At 71.0% G+C, this 25,827-nt stretch carries 23 protein-coding genes; 7 read left to right on the forward strand and 16 right to left on the reverse strand.

The window, feature by feature from the left end:
- Positions 1–22: 22 nt before the first annotated feature.
- From MK786_RS12410 to MK786_RS12430, 5 genes are all read right to left on the reverse strand, one after another.
- The gene (locus MK786_RS12410; RefSeq protein WP_241112555.1) at positions 23–1,009 is read right to left on the reverse strand and encodes an LLM class F420-dependent oxidoreductase; all 987 of its coding nucleotides are present in this window, start codon (positions 1,007–1,009) and stop codon (positions 23–25) included.
- Positions 1,010–1,018: 9 nt separating this feature from the next.
- Positions 1,019–1,912, reverse strand: a complete 894-nt coding sequence (locus MK786_RS12415) for a site-specific DNA-methyltransferase (RefSeq protein ID WP_241112556.1) — start codon at positions 1,910–1,912, stop codon at positions 1,019–1,021.
- 25 nt (positions 1,913–1,937) lie between these two features.
- Positions 1,938–2,987: a lipoate--protein ligase family protein gene (locus MK786_RS12420; protein ID WP_241112557.1), complete on the reverse strand. Its 1,050-nt coding sequence runs from the start codon at positions 2,985–2,987 to the stop codon at positions 1,938–1,940.
- 137 nt (positions 2,988–3,124) lie between these two features.
- Complete coding sequence (locus MK786_RS12425) at positions 3,125–4,723, reverse strand: glycoside hydrolase family 6 protein (protein WP_241112558.1); 1,599 nt, start codon at positions 4,721–4,723, stop codon at positions 3,125–3,127.
- 159 nt (positions 4,724–4,882) lie between these two features.
- Positions 4,883–5,734, reverse strand: a complete 852-nt coding sequence (locus tag MK786_RS12430; RefSeq protein WP_241112559.1) for an alpha/beta hydrolase — start codon at positions 5,732–5,734, stop codon at positions 4,883–4,885.
- Positions 5,735–5,826: 92 nt separating this feature from the next.
- Here MK786_RS12430 and MK786_RS12435 point away from each other — a divergent pair, with 92 nt between their 5' ends.
- Positions 5,827–6,291, forward strand: a complete 465-nt coding sequence (locus MK786_RS12435; protein WP_241112560.1) for a MarR family winged helix-turn-helix transcriptional regulator — start codon at positions 5,827–5,829, stop codon at positions 6,289–6,291.
- Positions 6,292–6,296: 5 nt separating this feature from the next.
- Positions 6,297–7,646, forward strand: coding sequence for an MFS transporter (locus MK786_RS12440; RefSeq protein ID WP_241112711.1), 1,350 nt, complete (start codon positions 6,297–6,299; stop codon positions 7,644–7,646).
- Positions 7,647–7,676: 30 nt separating this feature from the next.
- Here MK786_RS12440 and MK786_RS12445 read toward each other — a convergent pair whose 3' ends face one another.
- Positions 7,677–8,921, reverse strand: a complete 1,245-nt coding sequence (locus MK786_RS12445) for a D-arabinono-1,4-lactone oxidase (RefSeq protein WP_241112561.1) — start codon at positions 8,919–8,921, stop codon at positions 7,677–7,679.
- Between the two features lie 202 nt (positions 8,922–9,123).
- On the opposite strand from MK786_RS12445, the gene MK786_RS12450 reads away from it, so the two are divergent.
- Positions 9,124–9,270 (forward strand): hypothetical protein, encoded by a 147-nt coding sequence (locus MK786_RS12450; protein ID WP_241112562.1) that lies wholly within the window; start codon positions 9,124–9,126, stop codon positions 9,268–9,270.
- Between the two features lie 31 nt (positions 9,271–9,301).
- On the opposite strand, the gene MK786_RS12455 is transcribed toward MK786_RS12450, so the two are convergent.
- Genes MK786_RS12455 through MK786_RS12465 form a run of 3 tightly spaced genes read right to left on the reverse strand, consistent with a single transcriptional unit; the run spans position 9,302 to position 12,869 of the window.
- On the reverse strand, positions 9,302–10,147 hold the full coding sequence (locus tag MK786_RS12455; RefSeq protein ID WP_191764343.1) for a transglutaminase family protein: 846 nt from the start codon (positions 10,145–10,147) through the stop codon (positions 9,302–9,304).
- The gene (locus tag MK786_RS12460; protein WP_241112563.1) at positions 10,144–11,076 is read right to left on the reverse strand and encodes an alpha-E domain-containing protein; all 933 of its coding nucleotides are present in this window, start codon (positions 11,074–11,076) and stop codon (positions 10,144–10,146) included. The genes MK786_RS12455 and MK786_RS12460 overlap by 4 nt, the downstream gene beginning before the upstream one ends.
- Complete coding sequence (locus tag MK786_RS12465) at positions 11,070–12,869, reverse strand: circularly permuted type 2 ATP-grasp protein (protein ID WP_241112564.1); 1,800 nt, start codon at positions 12,867–12,869, stop codon at positions 11,070–11,072. Before MK786_RS12465 ends, MK786_RS12460 begins: the two co-directional genes overlap by 7 nt.
- A gap of 84 nt (positions 12,870–12,953) precedes the next feature.
- Here MK786_RS12465 and MK786_RS12470 point away from each other — a divergent pair, with 84 nt between their 5' ends.
- Positions 12,954–14,519, forward strand: coding sequence for a molybdopterin-dependent oxidoreductase (locus MK786_RS12470; RefSeq protein WP_241112565.1), 1,566 nt, complete (start codon positions 12,954–12,956; stop codon positions 14,517–14,519).
- Between the two features lie 66 nt (positions 14,520–14,585).
- Positions 14,586–15,338: a FadR/GntR family transcriptional regulator gene (locus tag MK786_RS12475; RefSeq protein WP_241112566.1), complete on the forward strand. Its 753-nt coding sequence runs from the start codon at positions 14,586–14,588 to the stop codon at positions 15,336–15,338.
- Positions 15,339–15,340: 2 nt separating this feature from the next.
- On the opposite strand, the gene rocD is transcribed toward MK786_RS12475, so the two are convergent.
- The 5 genes from rocD to MK786_RS12500 all read right to left on the reverse strand — a co-directional run bounded on the left by rocD (position 15,341) and on the right by MK786_RS12500 (position 19,276).
- Positions 15,341–16,567, reverse strand: coding sequence for an ornithine--oxo-acid transaminase (gene rocD, locus MK786_RS12480; RefSeq protein ID WP_277397551.1), 1,227 nt, complete (start codon positions 16,565–16,567; stop codon positions 15,341–15,343).
- Positions 16,568–16,578: 11 nt separating this feature from the next.
- Complete coding sequence (gene ddaH, locus MK786_RS12485; RefSeq protein ID WP_374200474.1) at positions 16,579–17,463, reverse strand: dimethylargininase; 885 nt, start codon at positions 17,461–17,463, stop codon at positions 16,579–16,581.
- 130 nt (positions 17,464–17,593) lie between these two features.
- Positions 17,594–18,625: an NAD(P)-dependent alcohol dehydrogenase gene (locus tag MK786_RS12490; protein WP_241112567.1), complete on the reverse strand. Its 1,032-nt coding sequence runs from the start codon at positions 18,623–18,625 to the stop codon at positions 17,594–17,596.
- A gap of 1 nt (position 18,626) precedes the next feature.
- The gene (locus MK786_RS12495; RefSeq protein ID WP_241112568.1) at positions 18,627–18,842 is read right to left on the reverse strand and encodes a helix-turn-helix transcriptional regulator; all 216 of its coding nucleotides are present in this window, start codon (positions 18,840–18,842) and stop codon (positions 18,627–18,629) included.
- Positions 18,842–19,276 (reverse strand): hypothetical protein, encoded by a 435-nt coding sequence (locus MK786_RS12500; protein ID WP_241112569.1) that lies wholly within the window; start codon positions 19,274–19,276, stop codon positions 18,842–18,844. The genes MK786_RS12495 and MK786_RS12500 overlap by 1 nt, the downstream gene beginning before the upstream one ends.
- Positions 19,277–19,373: 97 nt before the next feature.
- On the opposite strand from MK786_RS12500, the gene MK786_RS12505 reads away from it, so the two are divergent.
- Together MK786_RS12505 and MK786_RS12510 are read left to right on the forward strand one after the other, a co-directional pair.
- Entirely contained in the window at positions 19,374–20,030 is a 657-nt protein-coding gene (locus MK786_RS12505) for a DUF4386 domain-containing protein (RefSeq protein ID WP_241112570.1), read from the forward strand.
- Positions 20,031–20,110: 80 nt separating this feature from the next.
- Positions 20,111–20,992: a PIG-L deacetylase family protein gene (locus MK786_RS12510; RefSeq protein ID WP_241112571.1), complete on the forward strand. Its 882-nt coding sequence runs from the start codon at positions 20,111–20,113 to the stop codon at positions 20,990–20,992.
- 30 nt (positions 20,993–21,022) lie between these two features.
- On the opposite strand, the gene MK786_RS12515 is transcribed toward MK786_RS12510, so the two are convergent.
- The gene (locus MK786_RS12515; RefSeq protein WP_241112572.1) at positions 21,023–24,772 is read right to left on the reverse strand and encodes a bifunctional proline dehydrogenase/L-glutamate gamma-semialdehyde dehydrogenase; all 3,750 of its coding nucleotides are present in this window, start codon (positions 24,770–24,772) and stop codon (positions 21,023–21,025) included.
- A gap of 81 nt (positions 24,773–24,853) precedes the next feature.
- A complete protein-coding gene (locus MK786_RS12520; protein WP_241112573.1) occupies positions 24,854–25,585 on the reverse strand; it encodes a hypothetical protein in 732 nt (243 codons plus the stop codon).
- Positions 25,586–25,827 lie beyond the last annotated feature (242 nt).

The raw sequence follows: 25,827 nt of genomic DNA on the forward strand, positions 1-25,827 counted from the left end.
TCAGGCCAGGGCGCCTCCGGGCTCAGGCCAGGGCGCCGACGACCTCCCGCTCGAAGAGCTGCACGCCCGAGCGGTCGTAGGCCGCCTCGGGGAAGTAGTGGATCGCGTAGCCGAGGCCGTGGCGCTCGCGCTCGCCGAGCCGCTCGGCGACCTGCTCGACCGTGCCGAACGCCGGCGAGGAGCGGTACTCGGCCTCGATGGCGTCGGCGCGCTCCTCGCCCACGTGCGGCAGCAGTCGCGCCTTGACCGCGGCGAGGCGATCAGATGCCTCGGCCTCGGTCTCGCCGACGATGGTGTTGAAGTTGGCCGACCGGGTGATCGAACCGAAGTCCCGGCCGATCGCCTCGCAGTGCCCGCGCAGGATCTCGCTCTTGCGGTCCCACACCTCGAGCGAGCCGTTGAAGTTCGTGTACGCCGCGTACTTCGCCGCGATCTTCAGCGTCACCTTCTCGCCGCCGCCGGCGACCCACAGCGGGATCCCACCCTCCTGCAGCGGGAGCGGACGGACGATCGCACCGTCGACCTGGTAGTGCTTGCCGTCGAGCGTTGCGCTGCCGGTGCTCCAGGCCTGGGTCATGATGTCGACGCCTTCGCGCAGCATCCCGAGACGGTCCTTCACCTCGGGGAAGCCGTAGCCGTACGCCCGCCACTCGTGCTCGTACCAGCCGCCGCCGATACCCATCTCCGTGCGACCGCCCGACACGGCGTCGACGGTCGCCGCGACCTTCGCGAGGTAGGCGGGGTTTCGGTACGCCATGCACGTGCACATCTGGCCGAGGCGGATGCGGCGGGTCGAGGCGGCGAACGCGGCCATGAGCGTCCAGGCCTCGTGGGTCGCCTCCTCCGACGCGACAGGAGTGGTGTGGAAGTGGTCGTAGACCCACAGCGACTCCCACGGGCCCTCGTCGGCGAGCTGGGCGAGGGTCGCCATGACCCGCCACTGGTCGGCGGGATCGATGCCGACGAGATCGAATCGCCAGCCCTGGGGGATGAAGGTTCCGAAGCGCATTGGTCCAGCCTACGAGGGCGGCCCTCCGTGGCGCACGACCGCGGCCCGCGGCATCCGCTGCCTCATCACGGCGATCGCGTCGGGGTTGTCGTCGACGAGCACCGCGTCGCGCCCGAGCGCAGAAGCCACGGCACCCGTGGTGCCGCTGCCCGCGAAGAAGTCCAGCACGCGATCGCCGGGGCGCGACGAGGCCTGCACGATCCGGCGCAGCACACCTTCGGGCTTCTGCGTCGGGTAACCGGTCTTCTCCCGCCCGGTCGTCGGCACGATCGTGTGCCACCAGACGTCGGTCGGGAGCTTGCCGCGCGCGGCCTTCTCGGGCGTGACGAGGCCGGGCGCCATGTACGGCTCGCGATCGACGGCCTCGGAGTCGAACCAGTACCGGTCGGGATCCTTCACGTACACGAGGATCGTGTCGTGCTTGGTGGGCCACCGCTTGCGCGTCTTCGCGCCGTAGTCGTAGGCCCAGATGAGCTCGTTGAGGAACTTGTCGCGGCCGACGAGCGCGTCGAGCAGCACCTTGGCGTAATGCGCCTCGCGATAGTCGAGGTGCAGGTACAGCGTGCCGTCCTCGGCGAGCAGCCGCCATGCCTCGATGAGCCGCGGCTCGAGGAAGCCCCAGTAGTCGTCGAACCGGTCGCCGTACGCGCGCAGGTCCCCGCGCAGCCGCTCGTAGTCGCGACCGTGGAAGCCCCGGCGCACGACCGCGTCGGCGGCACGGTCATGGCGCGGCGGGCGCGCCGTCTCGGTCGCGCGCTCCTGCCTGCGCCCGGTGTTGAACGGCGGGTCGAGGTACACCAGCGTGAAGGAGCCGTCGGCGAATCCGCGGATGACGTCGAGGTTGTCCCCCACGTGGATCTCGACGGCTCCGGATGCCTCGGCCCCGGTCGCGGGCGCGCTCACGGTCGCCCTGCCTCGGTCAGGTGCGTCACGGCACCCGGCGAAGCCAGGCGTCGGTGGCGAACTTCGACTCGACGAGCGCCTCGGCCTCGGCGTATTCCTCTTCGGTGATACTTCCCGGGACGGCACCGTAGAGCTTGGCGAACGTCTCCTTGAAACGCTCGATGATCGCCTCTCGCGGCAGCCCGGTCTGGCGGCGCAGCGGGTCGACGCGCTTCGCGGCCGACGTCGTGCCCTTGTCGCTGAGCTTCTCGCGGCCGATGCGCAGCACCTCGGTCATCACCCGGCCGTCCATGTCGTAGCTCAGCGTCGCATGGTGCAGCACACCGCCGTTCGCCAGGCGCTTCTGCGCCGCCCCGCCGATCTTGCCCTGCGGCGACGCGATGTCGTTGAGCGGCTGATAGGTGGCCTCGATTCCGAGCGAGCGCAGAGCCTGCAGCACCCAGTCGTCGAGGAACGCGTACGAGTCGGCGAAGGTCAGTCCGGCGACGAGGGATGCCGGCACGTACAGCGAGTAGGTCACGATCGAGTTCGCGGCCATGAGCATCGCGCCCCCGCCCGAGATGCGGCGCACGACGTCGAACCCGTGCCGCTCGGCGCCGTCGGGGTCGACTTCGTTGCGCAGCGACTGGAACGACCCGATCACGACGGCCGACTCATCCCACTCCCACAGCCGCAAGGTCGGGCGACGGCGGCCGTCGCCGACGCGGCCGGTGAGCACCTCGTCGAGCGCGAGGTTCATGCGCGGTGAAACGGGCTTCTCGTGCACGATCTCCCAGTCGAAGTCGCGCCAGCCCGGTGCCGTCACCAGCGCGCGGCGGACCGCGGTGCCGACCGCCTCGGGAGTGAAGCCGAGCAGCTGCGCACCTTCGGGGAGGGCCGCGCGCACGGCGCCGGCGATCGTCGTGACGTCGGCTTCGACCGGCAGGCCGTTGACCGCGGCGTCTATGTCGTCGAGGGCGGAGTCGGGCTCGAGGAAGAAGTCGCCGGCGAGGTGGAAGTCGGCGATGCGGCCGTCGCGCTCCTCGAGGTCGACGACGACCAGCTTGCCTCCGGGCACCTTGTATTCGCCGTGCATGGGTTCAGCCTATTAGGGCTGGCGCGCGGAGCCTCCGGGAGAGGCGGCGCACCGGCCGTCAGGGAGAGACTGGCGCGCGAAGCCTCCGGGAGAGGCGGCGGCGCCGGGCGGAAGCATCCCGGCGCCGCCGTCCGTTTTCAGGAGGTGCAGGCCTTCCCGTTGAGGTGGAACTGCCACGGCTCAACCGCCGCGCCGGTGCCCGTCACCACGAGCGCCGCCGTCTTGCCCGGCCGCAGCGATCGTGCGCCCTCGACCGCGACGTTCGCGCCCTCCTGCTCGACATCGCCGCCGACGACCTTGACGACCTTCTGCGTGCCGTCGAACGACCAGGTCAGGGTCCAGGGGTCGAGGGTCGACGTCCCGTTGTTGCGGACCGTCAATGCGGCGATGAAGCCCTTGCCGATCTTCGTGCCGACGACCTTGACGTGGCAGTCGAGCGCAGCGATCGGCGGGTTCGCGAGGGCGATCAGCTCCCGCGCCTGTTCGGCGAACCACTGACCGGCGGCGGGGTCCTCCATGCCGCGCTCGGGATCGAGCGGACCGCCCGTGCCGCGGTAGCACTTGCCGTCGGACTCGCCCGGCACCTTGATCCACAGGTAGGCGTCGACGAGCGCGACCCCCGTCTCGGTGGTGGGCCGCAGGCCGAGGCCGCGGTCAGGCGGGTTGCACCAGTCCTCGTGCTCGGGGTAGACGCCGTCGGGGTAGTCCCAGGGGCCGAGCCCGTTGCGGCTGGTGTCGACGACGAAGCGTGTTGTCGGCTCGACGCCGCCGAGGATGAGGTCGTAGCGCGACTCCACACCGTCGACGTTCAGGGCGAGGTCCGCGTCGCCCGGTCCCCACTCGCCGTAGGGCGACATCGTCGTGCCGTTCCATTCCGTCGCCGGGCCGCCGTTCCAGTACTGGTTGCCGCACGAGCCGAAGTCGCCCGGGTTCACCTCGGTGACGTACGCGATGCACGACGAGATCCATCGGCCGAAGTAGGTCGAGTTGGCCGTGAACTGGTAGTTCGAGGCGTTGAGGAAGAACCCGTCTGCGCGCTGCACACCGCCCTTGATCAGGCGGTCCGAGATCTCGCCGACGTTGAGCCAGCTCGATCCGGTGCCGTCGAGGTAGACCGACGTGCTCGCGAGCCCGCCGAGCGTGTCGACGGCGTAGTTCAGCTGCGTGTAACGGTCGGCGGCGGCCGTCTCGGCGGGCACCTCGGCCGGCTGGCACCACTCCGTCACGCCGTCGAGGGTCGTGTAGTGCGGGATGATGCCGAGGCCGTCGGGCTCGAGGATGACCGTCGCCGGCCGGTCGCCGATGCCTGCCGCGAAGCCGTCGATCCACGCCTGGTAGCCGGCCGTGTCCAGCGCGCCGCCCGCGGAGTACTGGGCGCAGTCGCGGAACGGCAGGTAGTACGCCACGAGCACGGGCATCTGCCCCTTCGCCGCCGCGGCGCTCACGACGTCGTCGACTGCGGCCTCGACCTCCGCAGGGGTGCCGTCCGTGAACCAGTCGGCCGAGGGGATCGAGCCGAGCAGCTGGGCGTCGGCGCGTGCCTGGCCGCGCAGCGACTGCGCGGCCTCGAGCGTGGTGCTCCACGGATTCAGGAAGAGCTCCGAACCGGGCAGGCCGCCGTCCACGGCACCCGCAGGGGCGGCGGCGAGGGGGATCGCGAGTCCGGCGGCGAGGGCTGCTGCCGCGCCGAGCGCGACCGCCCTCCGTCGTGACGAGCGGGGGGATGAGTGGGACATGGGGAGGATTCCTCTCGAGGTCATCGTCGACCGAGGCTCGCGACATCGGCGTCGCTGCCCGACCGCCGCGCGAGCGTGGGAGCGCTCCCATGGCGTTCATTGGTGACAGGATGGCGCACCTGGGCCCCGCGCGTCAACGGGCGCAGCTGCGAACAGACCTCAGACGCGCATCGGGAACCGCTGGTCGAGCCACGCGAGCAGGTCGGCCCGGACGTCCTCCTGGGTCACATCGTTGAAGACCTCGTGTCGCGTGTCTGGGTAGACGAGCGTCGTCACGTCGGTGAGCCCCGACCGCGTGCGGTAGGCGTCGGCGAGCTTGTGCACGCTGCGTGGTCCGCCGACCGTGTCGTCACGGCCGACCATCAGGAGGAGGGGGATGTCGCGACCGAGGTCGCGCCGCGGCAGACCGTACATGCGCAGCGAGTCGAGCACGCCGATGAGCTTGATCGGCTCCTCGGTGGTGGTGAGCGGATCGTCGAGGAACGCCCGCCCGACCGACAGGTCGCTCGCCAGCCACTCCGTGCCCATCGCGCCGGGGCCGTCCCAGGGCTTGTTGAGGCCGCTCGCGTGGATCGACCCCGGCATGCGCAGTGCCGAACCCGTCAGCACCACACCGTCGTACGCGTCGGCGTGTGCGTTGACCAGCATCTGCGCGAGCACCGAGCCGCCGGAGTGCCCCAGCAGCACGAGCGGAAGGTCCGGGTTCTCGGCGCGGATCAGCCCGGTGAACTGCCACATCGTGGCGAGTGCGGCACGCAGTCCCCCGGGGCCGAGGTGGCCGAGGCGCGCGACATCCCCGCCGTGCTGGGTCATGCCGGTGCGGCCGTGGCCGCGATGGTCGGCCGCCCACACGGCGTACCCGTCGGCTGTGAGCGCCTCGATCAGGGCGCCGTAGCGGCCGGCGTGCTCCCCGACACCGTGCAGCAGCTGAACGACCGCCCGGGGCTCGGTCTTCGCGGGATGGACGTCGTAGAAGATCGCGATGCCGTGCGCATCGGTGAACTCGGGCATGCGCAGAAGTCTAGGAGACGCGGATGCGGGGGCTCGGGCCGACGCATCCGGAATTTGTTTAGCAAGACTAATGAGCTATGCTAAATAAACGCATGAGCACTGACACGACGACTTCGACGACAGCGACAGACCACCTCGACGACCATTCCGCGGCGGCCTCCGCGCTCCGCATCGCAACCTTCCGGCTCGCCCGCCGTATGCGCACGCAGCGCGCCGTCGACTCGATGAGCGACGGCCAGTTCGCCGTGCTCGCCGCGCTCTGGGTGCACGGCCCGCACACGCTCGGCGAGTTGGCCGAGCGCGAGCGGGTGTCCGCCCCGTCGATGAACCGCACCGTCAACTGCCTGCAGGAATCGGACTACGTCGTGCGCTCCGCCGACGAGAACGACGGCCGCAAGGTCGTGATCTCGCTGACCCGCACCGGCCGCGCCGTCGTGGACGAAACGGCCCGTCGGCGCGACGCGTGGGTCGAGGCGGCGCTCGACCAGCTCTCCCCCGACGAACGCGACACGCTCGCGAAGGCGGCAGAGATCATGCAGCGGATGGTCGCTCTGTGAGCGCCATGTTCCGATCCTTCTCGATCTTCAACTACCGGGTCTGGTTCATCGGCGCCCTCGTCTCGAACGTGGGCGCATGGATGCAGGCGACCGCCCTCAGCTGGGTGGTGCTGACCGAGCTCACCGCCAATGACGCCGCCGCGATGGGCGTCACGATGGCGCTGCAGTTCGCTCCCCCGCTGCTCCTGGTCGGAGTGACCGGCTTCGTCGCCGACAGGTTCGACCGCCGCAAGCTGCTCGTCATGACGCAGAGCCTCCTGCTGCTCGTCGGCGTCGTGATCGGCATCCTGCTGCTTCTCGGACTGATGACGCTGCCGCTCATGTACGCGTTCGCACTCGGGCTCGGCGTGATCGCGGCGTTCGACAACCCGGCGCGCCAGGCATTCGTCTCCGACCTGGTGTCGCGCGAGATCGCCTCCAACGCCGTCGCGCTGAACGCCGCCTCGTTCAACGGCGCGCGGATGATCGGCCCCGCCGTCGCCGGTGTCGTGATCGTCGCGGTCGGCACGGGCTGGGTGTTCCTCGTCAACGGCATCACCTTCCTCGGCATGATCGTCGCGCTTCTGCTCATCCGCACCGACGAGCTCGTGCCGCGCGTGAAGGCCACCGGCCCCTCGCGATTGGCCGACGGGTTCCGCTACGTCGCCCGTCGCCCCGACCTCCTGGTGACATTCGCCATGGTGTTCCTCGTGGGCGCGTTCGGCATGAATTTCCCGATCTTCGCCTCGACCATGGCGCTCGAATTCGGCCAGGAGGCCGACGGATACGGACTGCTCAGCTCGATCCTCGCGGTCGGCTCGCTGGCGGGCGCACTCATGGCCGCCCGGCGCGATCGGGCACGCATCCGCGTCGTCATCGGCGGCACCCTGCTCTTCGCCGGCGCCGCCGCCGTCTCGGCCTTCATGCCCTCGTACTGGGCATATGCCGTCACGCTCATGTTCACCGGGTTCGCTGTCGTGACGATGCTGACGACGGCCAACGGCTACGTCCAGACGACGACGGACCCAGCACTTCGGGGCCGTGTGCTCGCGCTGTACATGGCGATCCTCATGGGCGGCACTCCGATCGGGGCGCCGATCGTCGGGTGGGTCGCCGCCGAGTTCGGCCCCCGCCAGGCGATCCTGCTCGGAGCCGGCGCGGCCATCGTGGCGTTCGCCATCGGCGCGACCTGGCTGGTCGTTTCGGGCCGCCTGCACCGGCACGAGGAGCGCCGGTTCCGGCTCACGATCGATGAGACGCGTCCTCTCTCGGTGGTGCAGCCCGCCCCCGAGGAGTTCAGCGACGAGGTCGCCTCGACCACGCCCGTGCGCGTGCCCACTGACGCCGACCTGCTGCGCGACCGCCGCGCGAGCTGAGGCCGGGAGTCGCGGCGGCGCCCGGGCACCTCAGCGCTCCTCGCGCACGCCCACGCGCTCGAGGTGGCCGTTCGAGAAGCGCCCTCGAGGATCGAGCCGCTCGTACACCGCGCGGGCGTCGGCCAGCCGCGGATGCACGCGCTCGATCGCAGAGCGGTCGAACCCGTGGCGCTTGCCCCAGTGCGGGCGCGCGCCGAACGGCCGCAGAGCCTCCTCGATGCGCGGCAGCACGGCGGCGACCGCGGCCGGATCGTTCCGCCAGGTGAAGTGGATCGCCACGACGTCCTGCCCTGACGCGGGGCTGAGCCACAGCTCATCGGCCGCCGCCGTGCGCAGCTCGCTCACGAACAGCAGCGGACGGATGGCGTCGCCGAGCTCCCGCATCGCCCTCAGGGCGCCGGGCGCCTGCGGGCGGGCGACGAAGTACTCGCTCTGGATCTCGTCTCCGAACGAGGGCGTGCCGTCCAGGCGGAAGTGCGGCAGCCGCAGCATCCATGGCCCGGGAACTCCCCGCAGCTCGGTCACGTCCGCCAGCTCACCGAGCGGCTCGGCGTCGACGTCGAGCACGCCGTCGAGCAGGTCGGCCGGAACGGGCTGGTCGTCGGCGTCGATGCGGGACTTGACCCACACCCACCCGATCGACGCCTCCTCCCACCGGGTGAACACCGAGACGCTGTAGCCGGCGCCGGTGACCGCGTCCAGGGCGGCGAGGGCGGCATCCCACGACACTCCTCGATAGACGTCCTGCCGCACCCGGTACGACGGCTGCGTCTCGATGTCGAGGGACACCAGCACGCCGAAGGCGCCGACGCCCACCGCGAGCGCGTCGAAGTCGGCGTCGCCGCGTCGGACCTCGCGCACCTCTCCGTCGGCATCGGCGAATCGGATGCCGCGCACCGCGCTGGTCAGCACCCCGTTGCGGTCGCCCGACCCGTGGGTGCCGGTGGCGGTGGCCCCGGCGACAGAGATGTGGGGCAGCGAGCCCAGGTTGTGCAGGGCGAGGCCGCGCTCATCGAGCCACGCGGCGAGCACGCCGTAGCGGGTCCCCGCAGCGACCCGGACGGTGCCGTCGCCCAGCGCGAACCCGCCCTCGAGCCCCGCGAGGTCGAGCAGCGCGCCCGTCGTGTCGGGCAGGTCGGTGAAGGAGTGCCGGGTGCCCAGGGCGTGTACGCGACCTTCGGTGCCCGCGAGCTCGCGCAGCACATCGGCTTCGCTCCACACCGGAACGATCCGGGGTGCGGTGTAGTCGTAGGTGCCCGCCCAGTTGCGCGTCAAGACGGTCTCGGCATCAGGCGGGACACGGACTCGGTGCGGTGGACCGACATGGATCGGTTTCCTCCTCGTGGCGGCCGGGCGATGCGTGACACGATACAGGCGCGTCCGCCGGGAGAACCTCCCCGCGCTGAAACGCCTCCCCCTCGCGTCGGCGTTCGTCAACCCCTGGCCCGCTCGCGAGCGTCGGGCCTAGCGTGGGGGCATGGATGAGCGCCGAGCCGAAGACGAACCCGTCGACCAGGACGACCCGGTCGGCGGCGACGAGACGACCGAGGAGCAGCTGGACGCCGACAACCCGGTCGAAGAGGACACCCTGAAGACGCTGGACCCCGACGCCCCGCCCGCCTGATCTCAGGAACCGATCCGCCCCTCCCCGCTCCCTACGCTTCGCGGGTGATGGTCACCTTCACGTGCAGGTGGCTCTTGAACGGGCCGGCGTACACGCCTCGCAGGGGCGGCACGTCGCCGTAGTCGCGACCGCGGCCCACCAGCACGTGGCGGTCTCCGATCTCGATGTTGTTGGTCGGGTCGAAGCCCTGCCACTCCCCGGCGAACCACTCGATCCACGCGTGGGACTCGCCCGTCACCGCGACGCCGACGTCGGCCGACGGGCGCGGGTGCAGGTAGCCCGACACGTACCGCGCGGGGATGCCGACCTCGCGGAGCGCACCGAGGGTGATGTGCGCGATGTCCTGACAGACGCCCTTGCGCGCCTCCCACGCCTCGTGCGCCGTGGAGTGGACGCCGGTGATGCCGTGCATGTACTCGACGGCGTCGCCGATCCCTGTGGCGATCGCGTGCGCCGCCCGCCCCGGGTGGTCGTGGCCGGAGGCGATCGAGCGGGCCAGTTCGGCGACCTCGGGATGCGGGCGCGTGCGTCCCGTCTGCGTCATCTGTTCGACCGTCTCGATCGAACGCGCCGACTCGCGGGCGAGCCCGTGCCACGTCACGTCGACGTGCTCGAGCGGCCGTGGGCGCACCTCGACGAGAGACTTGGCGGTGATCGTCAGCGCGGAATGCGGCGACAGCACGTCGAACGCGGCGACACGCGTGCCGAAGTAGTCGACGTACTGGTTCACCGACGTCGACGGCTCGATGTCGAGCGATGAGTTGAGGACGAACTGGCTGTCGGTCGAGCCCGGCAGCATGCGGGCCTCGTTGTAGGAGGCCGACACGTCACCCTGGTAGCTGAAGCCCGTCTGGTGCTCGATCCTGAGCCTTTTCACGAGATCTCTCCGATCCAGCTCGGCTCGGCCTGCGTCGGGAAGAACCGGCCCCGGATGGCCTCGGACGCCTCGCGCGTCACCTTCTGCACGCGGTCCATGTGCTGCGGCAGTTCACCGAGGATCTCGCCGATCGGCCTGTACTCGAGGTCGTTGCGGATCTGCCCGAGCGCTCGTAGCACGGTGTTGGAGTGGCCGACGCGATCGGCGCGGGGGTCGATGGCGCTCATGCACTCCTCGGCGCGCTGGATCGAGTAGATGATCGACCGCGGGAAGAGCCGGTCGAGCAGCAGGAATTCGGCGGCGTTGCGGGCACTGGGCATGCCGCGGTAGGTGCGCAGGTACGCCTCGTAGGCGCCGCACGATCGCAGGATGGTGGTCCAGGAGGGACCGGATGCCTCGGTCAGCGACCTCGTCGCGAGCAGACGCGCCGTCATGTCGGTGCGCTCGATGCTGCGGCCCAGCGTGAAGAACTGCCAGGCCTCGTCGCGGCTCGTCGACGAGTCGACGATGCCCACGGCGAGCGCCGCACGCTCACGCACCCACTGGAAGAACTCGTGCACCTTGTCGGTCTGCAGCCGGCGCGGCATGCGCGCGTTGGTGGTGTTCAGCGTCTCCCACAGTTCGGTCGACACGATCTCGCGCGCACGGCGGGCGTTCTCACGCGACGCCGTCAGCGCGTAGGCGATGCTCGACGGGTTCATGCGGTCGACGGCGAGACGGGCGAGCACGTCTTCCCGCCGCACGTGCTCCACTCCCTCCGGCGGGAACGAGCCCATGACGCTGAGCAGTGACCGGCAGGCGGTGTCCTCATCGATCCACGGATCCTCGAGCAGCAGCTGGAGGTGCACGTCGAGGATGCGCGCGGTGCCGTCGCTGCGCTCGATGTACCGCCCGATCCAGAAGAGACTCTCCGCGATGCGACTCAGCACGACGTCTCACCCCCGCCCAACTTGTCGCGAGACTGCACTGGTGCACCGAGAGTGCGGCTACCGTCTGCTGTCTCGGTGCGCCGTTGAAGTCTCGCGGAGAATGGGGGGACGGATGCCTCGGCCTCGCCCTCGGACCGGGCCTGCTGCTGCTGCTCCTGCTGCTCCGAGCGGGTGCGCGGCCGGTCCTGCGGCGAGTGCGTCGGCTCGGGCTGGCCGTCGTAGATGATCGGGATCGCCGCGGTGATCGTCGCGGCCTGGTCTGCCACGAGTCCGGAGACGCCGTTGCCCTGCCCGTACTCGACGTGCGAGGGGGCCGAGCCGCCGATGACCCAGGTGTCCTTCGACCCGCCGCCCTGGCTCGAGTTCACGACGAGCTGGCCCTCGGGGAGGGCGACGCGCGTGAGCCCTCCCGGCAGCACCCAGACATCCTCGCCGTCGTTCACGGCGAACGGTCGCAGGTCGGCGTGTCGCGGGCGCATGCCGTCCTCGACCAGCGTCGGGATCGTCGAGAGCATGACCACGGGCTGAGCGATCCATCCGCGCGGGTCGGCGAGCAGCCGCTGCCGGAGCTTGTCGAGCTCGGCGGGTGAGGCATCCGGACCGACCACCAGTCCCTTGCCGCCCGACCCGTCGACCGGCTTGACCACGAGCTCGTCGAGACGGTCGAGCACCTCTTCGAGCGCGTTCGGGTCCTCGAGGCGCCAGGTGTCGACGTTCTTGAGGATCGGCTCCTCGGCCAGGTAGTAGCGGATGAGGTCGGGCACGTAGGTGTAGAGCAGCTTGTCGTCGGCGACGCCGTTGCCGACCGCGTTGGCGATCGTGACGTTGCCCAGGCGCGCCGCCAGCATGAGTCCGGGAGCGCCGAGCATGGAGTCGGCGCGGAACTGCAGCGGATCGAGGAACTCGTCGTCGACGCGGCGGTAGATCACGTCGACGCGCTTCGGCCCGCGGGTCGTGCGCATGAAGACCTTGCCGCCGACGCACAGCAGGTCGCGGCCCTCGACGAGCTCGACGCCCATGAGCCGCGCGAGCAGCGTGTGCTCGAAGTAGGCCGAGTTGTAGACACCCGGAGTGAGCACGACGACGTTCGGGTCTTCGATGCCCGCCGGAGCCGAGGCACGCAGCGCAGCGAGCAGCTTGTTCGGGTAGTCGCCGACCGGGCGGACGCGCATCGACACGAACAGCTCGGGCAGGGTCTGGGCCATGACCCGACGGTTCGAGATGACGTAGCTGACGCCCGACGGCACGCGCACGTTGTCTTCGAGCACACGCATCTCGCCGTGCTCGTCGCGGATGAGGTCGATGCCCGAGACCTGGATGCGCACGCCGTTCGCAGAGTGGATGCCCGCGGCCTGACGGTAGAAGTACTGCGACGACGCGATGAGCCCGGCGGGCAGCACCTCGTCGCGCACGCAGTGCTGGCGGCCGTACGCATCGTCGAGGAACGCCTCGAGCGCCTTGACGCGCTGCTTCACGCCGGCCTCGATCCGCGACCACTCGTCGTACGTGATGACGCGGGGCACGGCGTCCAGCGGGAACGGCCGCTCCTCGCCCGCGAAGTCGAACGTGACGCCCTGCGCGAGGTACGAGCTGGCCAGCGAATCGGTGCGCCCGCGCAGCTCTTCCTGCGTCATCTGCGCGAGCGCCTGGTAGAGCTCGCGGTAGGCCTCGCGTGACTCCGCGAGCGCGCCCGGGTGGGCCGGGCTCCCGAACATCTCGTCGTACGCGGGGACTCCGGAGGCCGTCTTGCGCGGCGCCAGAGTGGAGCCGTAGCCGTCGAAGAGATCACCCATGCGGAAAGCCTAGTCGCGGCGGTGTTGCCGACGTGTTTCGCTCCCACTGGCCCCGAGCACCGCCGCGGGTCGTACGCTGGCATCGTGGCGAAGTCGCGCGGGGAACGCGGCATCCCGTCCCCCCTCGCGTGGGTGGCAGGAGTGGGCGCCGTCGCGCTCGGCGCCGGGCTCGGAGACCTGCTGGCCGCACTCATCGCGCCCAGCTCCGGCCCGTTCGTCGCGGTGGGCGGCACGCTCATCGACCTGGCTCCGCCGTGGGCGAAGGACACCGCGATCGCCCTGTTCGGCACCGCCGACAAGTTCGCCCTGATCGTCGGCATCGCACTCGTGGTGCTCGTGCTCGCCGCGCTCGCCGGCTGGCTGGAAGCTCGGCGTCCGCCGTGGGGTCGCGTGGTGGTGCTCGCGTTCGGCGTGCTGGGCGCCGTCATCGCGATGACGCGTCCGAACGCGGGCGCGCTGTCGTGGCTGCCGTCCACGTTCGCCGGCGTGGCCGGCGCGGTCGCCCTATGGTGGCTGATCCGGCGACTGCGGCCCGACGACGCCCCGGTGACCGGCCCCGCACCACCCGGCACACAAACCGCGCCGAGCCGTCGCAGCTTCCTGGCATGGTCGGCGGGCGCTGCGGCCGCAGGCCTCCTCGCGGCCGTCGCCGCGAGCGCCATGCGCGCGACGGACGCGGCGCTCACCGCCATCAGGGCCGTCGTCCTGCCGACCCCGGCCGCGAAGGCGCCGGCCGTTCCGGCGACGGCGGAGCTCGGCATCCCCGGCCTCGCGACGGTGATCACCCCGAACGACGAGTTCTACCGGATCGACACCGCGCTCGTCGTACCCCGCGTCGACCCGGCGGAGTGGTCGCTGCGCATCCACGGGATGGTCGCCGAGGAGGTCGTGCTGACGTGGGACGAGCTGCTGCGGCTTCCGCTCGAGGAGAGCTACACGACTCTCGCGTGCGTGTCGAACGAGGTGGGCGGATCGCTGATCGGCAACGCCCGGTGGCTGGGCTACCCCATGCGCGAGCTGCTCGCCCGCGCACGACCGACGCCGGGGGCGGACATGGTGCTGTCGCGGTCGATCGACGGGTTCACGGCATCCACTCCCCTCGAAGCACTCACCGATGACCGCAACGCGCTCCTCGCCGTCGGGATGAACGGCGAGCCGCTGCCGCCTGAGCACGGGTTCCCGGTGCGGATGGTCGTCCCGGGCCTCTATGGCTACGTGTCGGCGACCAAGTGGATCACCGAACTCACGGTGACCACGTTCGCTGCCGACGAGGCCTACTGGACGCCGCGAGGCTGGTCGGAGCGCGGGCCCATCAAGGTGCAGTCCCGCATCGACGTGCCGCGCAGAGCACAGGGCCTCAAGGCCGGTGACACCGTGATCGCCGGCGTCGCCTGGCAGCAGGGAGTCGGCATCGAGGCCGTCGAGGTGCAGATCGACGACGGTGACTGGAGGCCCGCTGAACTGGCGACGGCCATCTCGGACGACACCTGGGTGCAGTGGAGCCTTCCGTGGAGGGCCGAGGCCGGCGACCACCTCATACGCTGCCGCGCCACGAACCGCGAGGGAGAGGTGCAGACGTCGGAGCGGGCGCACCCGGCGCCGGACGGGGCGAGCGGATGGCACGAGCGGTTCATCACCGTGTTCGAGTGAGCTCGGCATCGACCAGAAGGCGGTGACCGGTAGCATTCGGGAGAACCCCACTCATCCGGAGGTCTGGTGCAGGAACCCCTCGATCGCTTCGTGCTCCGTCTGCTCGAACTCGCGACGGTCGACGACGGGACCGGCGCGCGCCGCCTGCCGCCCGAGCGCGAGCTGGGTGACGCCCTGGGCATGAGCCGCGGCGCGCTGCGCGAACAGCTCTCGGTGCTGGAGCGCCTCGGATTCCTCCGCCGCACGCAGGGACGCGGCACCTACATCGACACGCCCTCGTACGGGTTCGTCCGCATGTACTTCACCATCGCGCAGTCGCTGGGCTACATCACCGGCCCGCACGTCGCCGAAGCCCGAGTGCTCGTCGAGGAGGCCGTCGCCGAAGCGGCCGCGCGCAAGGCGACCACCGCGCAGATCGACGATCTGCGCGGTGCGCTCGAGCGCATGAACGCCGCCGAGGCGTCGGGCGACATCGAGCGGGCGCACGAGGCCGACGCCGACTTCCACCGGCGTCTGCTCGGCGTGGTCGACAACCCCGTGCTCGATCTGCTGCGCGAGGGCCTTCAGCGCGCGCTCAACGACGACATGCGCGCCCGTCGCGAGGCGGTCACCCGCGACGGCTCGGGCACCGCGTTCGACCTGTCGCACGACGACATCGTCGCGGCGATCGCGGCCGGCGATCCCGAGGGCGCCCGCATCGCGATGCGCCGGCACTTCGGCATCACGACCGCCGGCATCACACTGACCGGCGGCGCCGAACCCGGCGTCGCAGAGACCGGCGCAGCTGAAGCCGACGTGGCAGACGTCGTGGCGCGCTAGCCTCAGCCCGCGAGGACGAACCGCAGCTGCTCGACCGCCCAGTCGAGCTCGGTCGCGCGGATCACCAGCGGCGGAGCGATGCGGATCGTCTGCCCGTGGGTGTCCTTCGCGAGCACGCCGCGCGCGATGAGCCGCTCGGCGATCTCGCGACCCGTGGCGACCGCCGGGTCGATGTCGACCCCGGCCCACAGCCCGGCGACGCGCACCGCGGTGACGCCCTCGCCCACGAGCGACTGCAGGCGCGCTTCGAGGTGCTCGCCGAGCGCCTTCGCCCGCGTCTGGAACTCGCCGGTCTGCAGCATCTCGACGACGCGCAGCCCCACGGCGGCGGCCAGCGGGTTGCCGCCGAACGTCGAGCCGTGCTCGCCGGGACGGATCACGCCGAGGATCTCGCGGTCGGCGACGACGGCGGAGAGGGGAAGGATGCCGCCGCCCAGCGCCTTGCCGAGCAGGTACACGTCGGGCACGACGCCTTCGCGATCGCACGCGAACGTCTCGCCGACGCGGCCGAGGCCGGACTGGATCTCGTCGGCGATGAACAGCACGTCGTGCTTCGTGCAGATGTCTCGGACCGCCCGCAGGTAGCCCTCGGGCGGCAGCACGACACCCGCCTCGCCCTGGATCGGCTCGATGAGCACCGCGGCCGTCGACGGGGTGATGGCCGCCTCGATGGCGGCGGCGTCGCCGTACGGCACGCCCACGAAGCCCGGCGTGAAGGGACCGAACCCGTCGCGCGCCTGCGGGTCGTCGCTGAAGCCGACGATCGTGGTGGTGCGGCCGTGGAAGTTCCCGTGCGCGACGACGACGGTCGCGGCATCCGGCTCGATCCCCTTCACGCGGTAGCCCCACGCGCGCGCGACCTTGATGCCGGTCTCCACCGCCTCGGCGCCGGTGTTCATCGGCAGCACCAGGTCCTTGCCGCACAGCTCGGCCAGCGCAGCCGCGAACGGACCGAGGCGGTCGTTGTGGTACGCCCGGCTGGTGAGCGTCAGGCGGTTGAGCTGCTCCTGCGCGGCGGCGAGGATCGCAGGGTGCCCGTGGCCGAAGTTGAGTGCCGAGTAGGCCGAGAGCAGGTCGAGGTAGCGCTTGCCCTCGACGTCGGTCACCCACGCTCCCTCACCGCGCGAGATCACGACGGGCAGCGGGTGGTAGTTGTGCGCGACGTGCGCGCGCTCATCGGCGATGATGCGGGCCATCGCGGTGTCGACGTCCGGCGAGGTGGAGGTCATGTCGTCTCCTGTCAGCGCCGCAGCTCGAGCGTGCAGCACTTGATGCCGCCGCCGCCGAGCAGCAGCTCGGAGAGGTCGACGAGCACCGGGTTGTAACCCCGCTCGCGCAGCTGGGCTTCGAAGCCCTTCGCGCGCGGCGAGATGATCACGTTGAGGCCGTCGCTGGCCGAGTTCAGGCCGAACACGGCACCGTCCTCGTCGGCGACGAGGATCGCGTCGGGGTAGCGCTCCTCGAGGATGCGGCGACTCGGCTCGTCGAACGCGCCGGGCAGGTAGGCGATGTTCGCCTTCTCGACGCCGCCCTCCCCCTGCACCGGGTCGAGGACCGAGATCGCGGTGTCGAGGTGGTAGAAGCGGGGATCGACGAGGTTGAGGCTCACGACCTCCTTGCCGAAGACCTCGCCGAGCTCGCGGTGGCTGTCACCCGTCGAGCGGAAGCCGGTGCCGGCGAGGATGGTGTCGCCGACGAGCAGGAAGTCGCCCTCGCCCTCGTTCACCTCTTCGGGCTCGGCGACCTCGAAGCCGTTGGCCGCGAACCACTCCATGAACGCCGGACCCTCGGGCACACGCTCCTGGAAGCGGAACTTCGCGCCGTACGCGACCCCTCCGATGATGAACCCGCCGTTGGCGGTGTAGACCATGTCGGGCAGCCCCTCGATCGGGTCGATCAGCTGCACGTCGTGGCCGAGCGAGATGTACGTGTCGTACAGCGTCTGCCACTGCTCGACCGCCTTGGCCGTGTCGGTCGGGTTCGCCGGCTCCATCCAGGGGTTGATCGTGTAGCTGACCGTGAAGTGCTCGGGGCGGCACATCAGGTAGCTGCGGTGCTGCTGGATGCGGGTGACGGATGCCTCGGCCGTGGCGGCGGGGGCGGGCGCGGTGTTCTGCGTGGACATCTTGCTCCTGACGAAGGGGCGGCGGACGCTGTCCAGAGGCCCGGCGGAGCTGCGGAAGCCGGCAACCGGGCACGCCGGATCCATTGTCTCACGTCACCTGGGAAGGGCCTGGATCACCCCCAGGGCGGTGTCACGCGATGGTGACGACCGTCTTCCCGACGGCATGGCGGCCATCGACGTGTGCGAGCGCGTCACCCGCTTCGGCCAGCGGCCAGGTGCGCTCGATCACCGGTGCGAGGCGCCCGTCGGCGGCGAGCGCGAGGAGTTCGGCAAGGACGTCGGTCTTCGCCACGGCTGCGAGTGGGCGCAGCGGACGCTTCGAGCCGATCGAGCGCAGCGTGGCCGTGATGATGCGGCCGATCGGCCCGAGAACGCGCCCACCCTCGCCCGACACGAGCACCACGGCGCCGCCGTCGTGCACCAGGGGCTGCAGCGATCGCAGCGACGAGGTGCCGGCGATGTCGATGACGACGTCGAACGCCTCCGCGCCGAGTTCGGGCGACCCGGGCTGCACGGTGCGGTAGTCGAAGGTGCGGGATGCGCCGAGTCGCTCCACCAGCTCGCGACTGCGCTCTCCGCACAGCGCCCACACGTCGGCGCCGCGCAGCGTGGCGAGCTGCACGGTGAGCGTGCCGACACCGCCGGAGGCCCCGATCACGAGAACCCGCATGCCCTCCGCCACGCCGCCCCGCTCGAGCGCCTGCCACGCCGTGCCGCCGGCGATCGGGAGCGCGGCGGCGATGACGGGATCGAGCGCGGCGGGGCGCCGGACGAGCCGCTTCACCGGTGCGACCGCGTAACCCGCGAGCCCGCCGCCGCCGGGCAGCTCGCACACGACCTCGTCGCCCGGCGCGAACCCGGTGACGCCTTCGCCGAGCGCGATCACTGTGCCCGCGGCATCCATCCCCCGCACCGGCTGCGCCGGCCTGCGCAGTCCGAACGCGAGACGCAGGAGGAGCGGCTCACCGCGCATCACGCGCGTGTCGCCGTTGTTGACGCCGGTCGCGCGCAGGCGGAGCAGCACCTCGCCGTGACCGGGGGCGGGCACGTCGATGCGCTCGGGGCGGACGGTCTCGGGGCCGCCGTACCTGCGCTGGACCCATGCGGTCATGCCGTCGGTCGAGAGCGACGCGTCGCGCGCGCCGGGGGATGTCGCAGTCATGTCATGCCTCCGGGTACTGGAAGAGGTCGTCGAGCCCCACGCCGAACACGCGGGAGATCTGGAATGCGAGCTCGAGGGTCGGAGAGTAGCGGCCCTGCTCGATGGCGATGAGGGTCTGGCGCGTGACACCGACCTGACGGGCGAGCTCGGCCTGCGTCACCCCCCTCGATTCCCGCACGCTGCGGATCGAGTTGGTGACCCTGGTGGGCTTGACCATCAGACGAGCCCCCGCCGGTAGGCGACGACGCTCGCGATGCCGCCCACGATGGCCGAGAGGGCGAAGCCGTAGTACATCGTGTTGGCGATCCAGAACCAGTCCAGCCGGAAGGCGCACTCGATGATCACGCCGAGGCCGGCGATCACGAGGAACGCCTGGCCGACGCGGGTGCTCATGTGGCTGATGTCGCGGTCTCGCTGGTCGGACTTGCCGACCCCGTCGGGGTCGCGGATTCCCGCGAGGATGCCCCACAGGATGCTGAGCACGATCGTCGCGACGATGCTGAGCCCGATCGTCCACAGCATGATCGGCACCCAGTCGATCTCGGTGACCGGCCGCGACGCCGCCTGCTGCAGCACGATCACGGTGTAGACGGCCATGCCGATGACGCTGACGATCAGGCCGGCCCACACGTTGCGCTCTTCGTAGACCATGACTCCCCCGGGTGGGCTGTAAAAGATTCTTGACACACACCGTAAGGCCCACCTACGGTCACTGTCAAGAATCTTTTACACAACCGGAGGACCAGACATGAACGCTCTTCGCCGCACCGCCCGCTGGACCGGCGGCGCCTACCTCGCCCTCGCCGTGCTCGGCGCGCTCGGCTTCCTGCTCGTGCGACCGCTCGCCGCCGAGAGCGCCGGCTTCGCGCGGCTCGGCGTCGCGCTCGAGCTCGGCGTGGTGGTCGCGCAGTCGCTCGCCGCCGTCGGCTTCTTCGCCCTGTACCGCCGCGATCGCCCCACCGAGGCGTACGCGGTCGCGACGTTCGGCATCGCCAACGCGATCGCGATCCTGGGCAGCGCCGCCCTGCTCACCGCGGCACTCGCGGCCCCGGCGGAGACCGGCAGTGACGCCGGCGGCGCCGCGCCGCTGCGCAGCGTCGCGGATGCCTTCTGGACCACGGGCGCCGTCTTCTTCGGCCTGTGGCTCGTCCCGATGGGCACGTTCATCCTCGCCACGCGACTCATGCCGCGACTTCTCGGCGTGCTCCTCATCGCCGGCGGCGCCTGCTACGTCACGAGCGCGGTGCTCGCTGCGGCGCTGCCCGAAGCCGGCGGCACCGCCGACCTCCTCGGCATCCCGGCGACGGTCGGCGAACTGTGGATGGTCGGCTACCTGCTGACGGTGGGGATCCGGTCCGCTCCCTCGAGCCGGGCGCCTCGGAGCGCCGCAGCCGTCGTCGGGTGACGCGATTCGGCACCGAGCGTCATTCGGTTTAGGATGCTTCGACCCGTCACCGCCGACGGACACAACACCACCGAGCTGTCGTGGCCGACGGATCGGTGCACCACCCGGAGTTCCTCATGCGCAAGCGCTGGATCGCGCTCATCGTCGTCGCGTCCGTTCTCGTCGTCCTCTTGGCCGGCCTGTACTGGGCGGGACGCAGTCTCTTCCACATGCCCACCGCGAAAGGCGTCGACTCGGTGGTCGGCGAACTCCGCGGGGAGCGCGTGCTCGGCGTCTTCGCCCACCCCGACGACGAGCAGACCGTCAACGGCCTGTTCTGGCGCGCGAAGCAGCACGACGGCGCATACACCGCGATGATCACGGCGACGGCCGGGGAGGCCGGCCACCAGGTCCCGGTCGTCGCACGTCAGGAAGATCTCGGCGTCGTCCGAACCGCCGAGGCGCTCAAGAACAGCTTCAACCTCGGCGTCGACGAGCACGAGGTGTGGGACTACCCCGACGGCGGTGTTCCCGAGGTCGACGAGGAGGAGCTCGTCGGGCGACTCGTCGAAGCCATGAAGCGCATCGAGCCCGACGTCGTCGTGGGCTTCTGGCCGGCCAGCGGTGCCACCGGTCATAAGGACCACATGGAGATGGGCCGCGTGACCGAGCTGGCGATCGCGCAGCTGAAAGAGGAGGGCGGTGCCTACGACGGCCCGGACCACCTCGTCTACACGATCAGCCCGACCACGGCCCTGTCGATGTTCGGCGGCGAGCAGGGTGCACTCGTGGTCGAGAACCAGCCCGACCCCGAGTACGCGATGTCTGCCGAGACCGGGAAGAAGCACGAGGGCTGGGCCATCCACGCGTCGCAGGCGAACTACCTGCAGTCGGCGTACTACCTGCCCGCCTGGCTGGTGTACCTGCTCTGGGACGAGGAGTTCTACCACGTGCGCGACCTCGCGACAGATCCGATCGAGTAGAGCGGATGCCGCGCCCAGCGTCCGCCCGGATCAGATCACGTCCTCCGACCACGGGTCGGGGTTGCCGAACCGGTGCGCGGTGATCGTGATCGACTGCTCGTGCAGGAACGGCAGCAGCTCGAGTCGCCCGGCCGTGGTGACCTCGTTGTCGTAGACCGCGAGGTCGGGGTCGCCTCCGACCGCGACGGCGAGCGCGCGGTGCAGCGCGCCGACCGAGTCACGGGGTCCGACGAGCCGCACCCGCGGCGGACGGGCAGCGGATGCCTCGCCCGCGACCGCCGCCGTCAGATCCGGAGTCGGGGCGGCCATGCGCTGCAGCCACTGCTCGTCCGTCTCGACGAACACGGCGACGTCCAGGTCGCTGAGCGCGCGGCGCACGGCGCCGGGAAGGCCGACGGGAGCGCTGAGCGTGAGCGCCGACCCCGCCCGGATGCCCGCGACGGCGACGCGCAGCACCGACTGCCACGATGCGTCCGCCGTGGCGCGCACCGCGACCTCGGAGATCGGGCGGTAGCGGAACAGATTGCGCTCGATACCGAGGGCCGAGACGTCCTTCACCCGGCCGAACTCGCGATCCCACACGATCGCGTCCGACAGCGCTGCGCGTCGCAGCCACTCGAACGCGTCGTAGTCGAGTGAGGGCTGGGCCGCCTCGATCACCGACGTGATACGCGAGTCGAGGCCGCGCAGGTGCAGCGTCGTCGACGAGGCACCGCCCGACGTGGCTCGCCACGAGCCGAGCCCGATGAGGTAGTTCGGACCGCCCGCTTTCGTGCCGGCTCCGACCGATGAGCGCTTCCAGCCGCCGAAGGGCTGGCGCTGGACGATCGCGCCGGTGATGCCCCGGTTGACGTACAGGTTGCCGGCCTCGACGCGGTCGAGCCACAGTGCGAGGTCGTCGGGGTTCTGCGTGTACAGCCCCGCGGTGAGGCCGTAGGCGACGGCGTTCTGCAGGTCGACCGCGTGGGCGAGCGAACTGGCGTGCATCACGCCGAGGACCGGACCGAAGAACTCCTCGTGATGGAAGCGCGAGCCCGGCATCACGCCGGTGCGGATGCCTGGCGTCCACATGCGGCCCGCGAAATCGGGTCCGGCGTCGACCGGTCTCGGCTCGACGAGCCACTGCTCACCCTCGTCGAGGGTCGTGAGCGCCCACTCGAGCTTGCCGCGTGGCGGCTCTACCACGGGTCCGACCTCCGACAGCGGGTCGGTGGGCGATCCGACGCGCAGCGACTGCGCCGCGTCGACGAGCTGGCGGGCGAACCGCTTCGAGTGCCCGACCGGGCCGACGAGGATCGCGAGCGACGCCGCCGAGCACTTCTGACCGGCATGGCCGAAGGCGCTCTTGACGAGATCGGATGCCGCGAGGTCGAGGTCGGCCGACGGCATCACGATCATCGCGTTCTTGCCACTGGTCTCGGCGAGCAGCGGCAGGTCGGGACGCCACGAGCGGAACAGGGCGGCTGTCTCGAAGGAGCCGGTGAGGATCACCCGGTCCACCGCGGGGTGCGAGACGAGCGCCTGCCCGAGCCCGCCCTCGTCGATGTCGACGATGGCCAGCACATCGCGCGGCACACCGGCCTCCCACAGCGCTTGGGCCACTACGGCCGCGCACCGGCGCGCCTGCGGCGCGGGCTTGAACACGACGCCCGATCCCGCGGCGAGGGCCGCGAGCACGCCGCCTGCGGGGATCGCGACAGGGAAGTTCCACGGTGGGGTGACGACGGTGAGCTTCGCGGGCTCGAACACCGCGCCGCTGACCCGGTCGAGCTCGCGGGCGGTGGCGGCGTAGTAGTTCGCGAAGTCGACGGCCTCGCTGACCTCGACGTCGGCCTCGGCGAAGATCTTGCCGGTCTCGGACGCGGCGACCTCGATGAGCTCGCCCCGTCGGTCCTCGAGCGCGCGACCGGCGGCGGCGAGCACCGCGGAGCGCTCTGCTGCGGGCATCGCGCCCCATCGGGTCGCAGCATCCGTCACCGTCTTCACGACGGCTTCCAGAGCGTCGGCGTCGTCGATGCGGGCAGCGGCGATCGTCTCGTCGCCGGCGCGCGAGGTGTGGATGCGGCGCAGGATGCCTCGGGCCCACACACGGTTGGCGGGCAGCGCCGGGTCGGTGTCGGGGGCGTTGCGGAAGCCGGGGGCACCCGGCGCGCGGTCGCTGCCCTCACGGGGCGCGAAGACGGCGGTCTCGACGAACGCCTCACCGGCGAACAGCTGCTCCTCGACGGACGGCGCGACGGGCGCAGTCTCGGCTGGATCGCCCACCGCAGAGCGCGCGATGCCGATCACGGCCTCGGTCAGACCGCCGCCCTCGCCGGCCGCTCCGCTACCCAGCAGCGAAGCGCGGGTCACGGGGTCCTCGGCGGGCTCGGTGGTGCGGTCCTGCGTGCGATTCGGACCGATGCGCAGGGCAGGGTCAGCGGCGCGCTCGAGCGAAGAGAGGAAGCGGTCACGCTCCCGCTCGAACATCGCGGGCACGTCGGCGAGCTCGAAGGCGGCGGAGAGGAAGTTGTCGCTCGACGCGTTCTCCTCGAGCCGGCGCACCAGGTAGCTGATGGCGACGTCGAACTCATCAGGGCGCACGACCGGCACGTAGAGCAGCACGTGGCCGACTTCGCGGGCCACGGCGGCGACCTGCCCCTGGGCCATGCCGAGGAGCATCTCGAACTCGATCTGATCGCGCACGCCGGTCTCGCCCGCGAGCAGCCAGGCATAGGCGATGTCGAAGAGGTTGTGTCCGGCGACCCCGACCCGAACTGCGGCGGCGTTGTCGGGTCGCAGCGCGAAGTCGAGGCAGCGCACGTAGTTGGCGTCGGAGTCGACCTTGGCGTCGTAGGTGGCGAGCGACCAGCCGTGCATCACGGCATCCACCCGCTCCATCGCGAGATTGGCGCCCTTGACGAGCCGCACCTTGATGCGCGCGCCCCCGGCCGCCACGCGCTGCTGCGCCCACGCGGTGAGCTGCTGCAGCGCCGGCAGGGCGTCGGGCAGGTACGCCTGCAGCACGATCCCGGCCTCGAGATCCCGCAGCCGCGGGTCCTCGAGGATCTTCGTGAAGACCGCGATCGTCAGGTCGAGGTCGCGGTACTCCTCCATGTCGAGGTTGATGAAGGTGCCGTCGGACGCCGCCGTCAGATAGAGCGGCAGCAGGCGATCGACCACCTTGGCGACGACCTCGTCGAACGCCCACATCGAGATGTGGCTGGCGATCGCCGAGACCTTCACCGACACGTAGTCGACATCGTCGCGGCGGATGAGCTCGTGGATGCCCTCCAGGCGGCGCAGCGCCTCCTGCTCGCCGAGCACCGCCTCACCGAGCAGGTTGAGGTTCAGACGGGCGCCGGACTCGCGGATGCCCGCGATGGCGGGGCCGAGCTTCTCGGGCCGCGCGTCCACCACGAGATGTCCGACCATCTCGCGCAGCACGCGTCGCGCGATCGGCACCACGGGCGACGGCAGTACCGGAGCGACCGCACCGCCCACACGCACCGCGCCCCGGAGGTACCAGGGCAGGAAACCGGGGACGAGCGGAGCCACACGACTGAGATTGGATGCCGCAGCCGTCAGGCTCTCGGGCCGCATGACGCCGTCGACGAAGCCGATTGTGAACGGCAGCCCGTTGGGGTCTTTCAGGACGCCGGCGAGTCGCTCGGCGGCGGGGTCCACATCGACCTCGGCGCTCTCGGTGATCCACCGCTGCGCCAGCGCCACGGCACGCTCGGCGAGGTCGTCGCCGGGAGCCGTAAGGTCGGTGTCCCCCTGATTAGGGTCGGTCACCATGCCGTCAAGCCTAGGGCCGCCCGCCCGGCGTTCTCACCCTGCCTGTGCACGGATGTCTCGCCGGGCAGACGACCCCGGTCCTCAGGCGCGATCCCGGCGTGTGGTCGGCGGCACCGTGTCGTCGGCGGTGGCCGTGTGCTCGTCGGCGACGACCGAGCGCTCATCGGTCGTCGTCGCCGGCGGACGCGTGATCGCCGCGCCGTCAGCGGCCGCCGAGTCGTGCGCCGAGGCATCCCGACCCGTCACTCCATCAGGTGCCGGAGGCACGCCGTCAGAGGCCGTCGTGGTGTCGGGGCGCACCGTCGTCGCGTTCGACGCGACGGCATCCCGGTCGTCGTGCGCGGCGGCGCGCTCGTCACGGTCGTCCCGGCCATCCCGGTCGCGGTCGACGTGGGCGTCGCGGGGCCGGCCGCCGGCTTCGGCATCGGTGGAGACATAGGGGTCGACATCATCGGCCTTGCGCAGGGCCTCCTCCTGCTCGGCGCGACGCTGGGCGGCCTCGGCGTCGTGCTCGCTCACACTGTCGGCGAGACGGTTGGCGTCGACCTCGGCCTGCGCCGCCTGCGCCTTGGCCTGCTGTGCCGCAGCCGCCGCAGACGCGGCATCCGCTCGGGTCTGCGCGGCTCGCGCCTCGCTCTCGCGAGCGGCGAGCTCGGTCTGGCGGGCCTGCTCGCGAAGCCTCTCGGCCTTCTCGTGCTCCGCCTGGCGCTTCTTCTCGGCGCGGCCCCGCGCGGTGAGCGCGAGGGTCACCACCACGATGATCGCGACGACGATGACCGCCACGATGATCCAGATGAGGGTTGCGGTGTCCATGGCTCGTTCATCCTCCCTGCGCGGGCGGGGGGCGCCCGCGCCTGACTGCACGCAACCGGAACCTCCGGCCGCTCGCAACGCCCTTGCGCGGCGCCCCACCGTCCGGTACGCCGCGCCTGATCCCGATTGCGCATGCGATGGCCGGTGAGCGCATGGATCCCACGCTTCACACAGTCCACGGCGCGCGATCCCCCGTCCCGACGTAGGCTTGACCTCCCTCGGCCAGGCATACCGACCGTTCG

Source organism: Microbacterium sp. CFH 31415, from assembly GCF_022538185.1.
Taxonomy (GTDB): domain Bacteria; phylum Actinomycetota; class Actinomycetes; order Actinomycetales; family Microbacteriaceae; genus Microbacterium.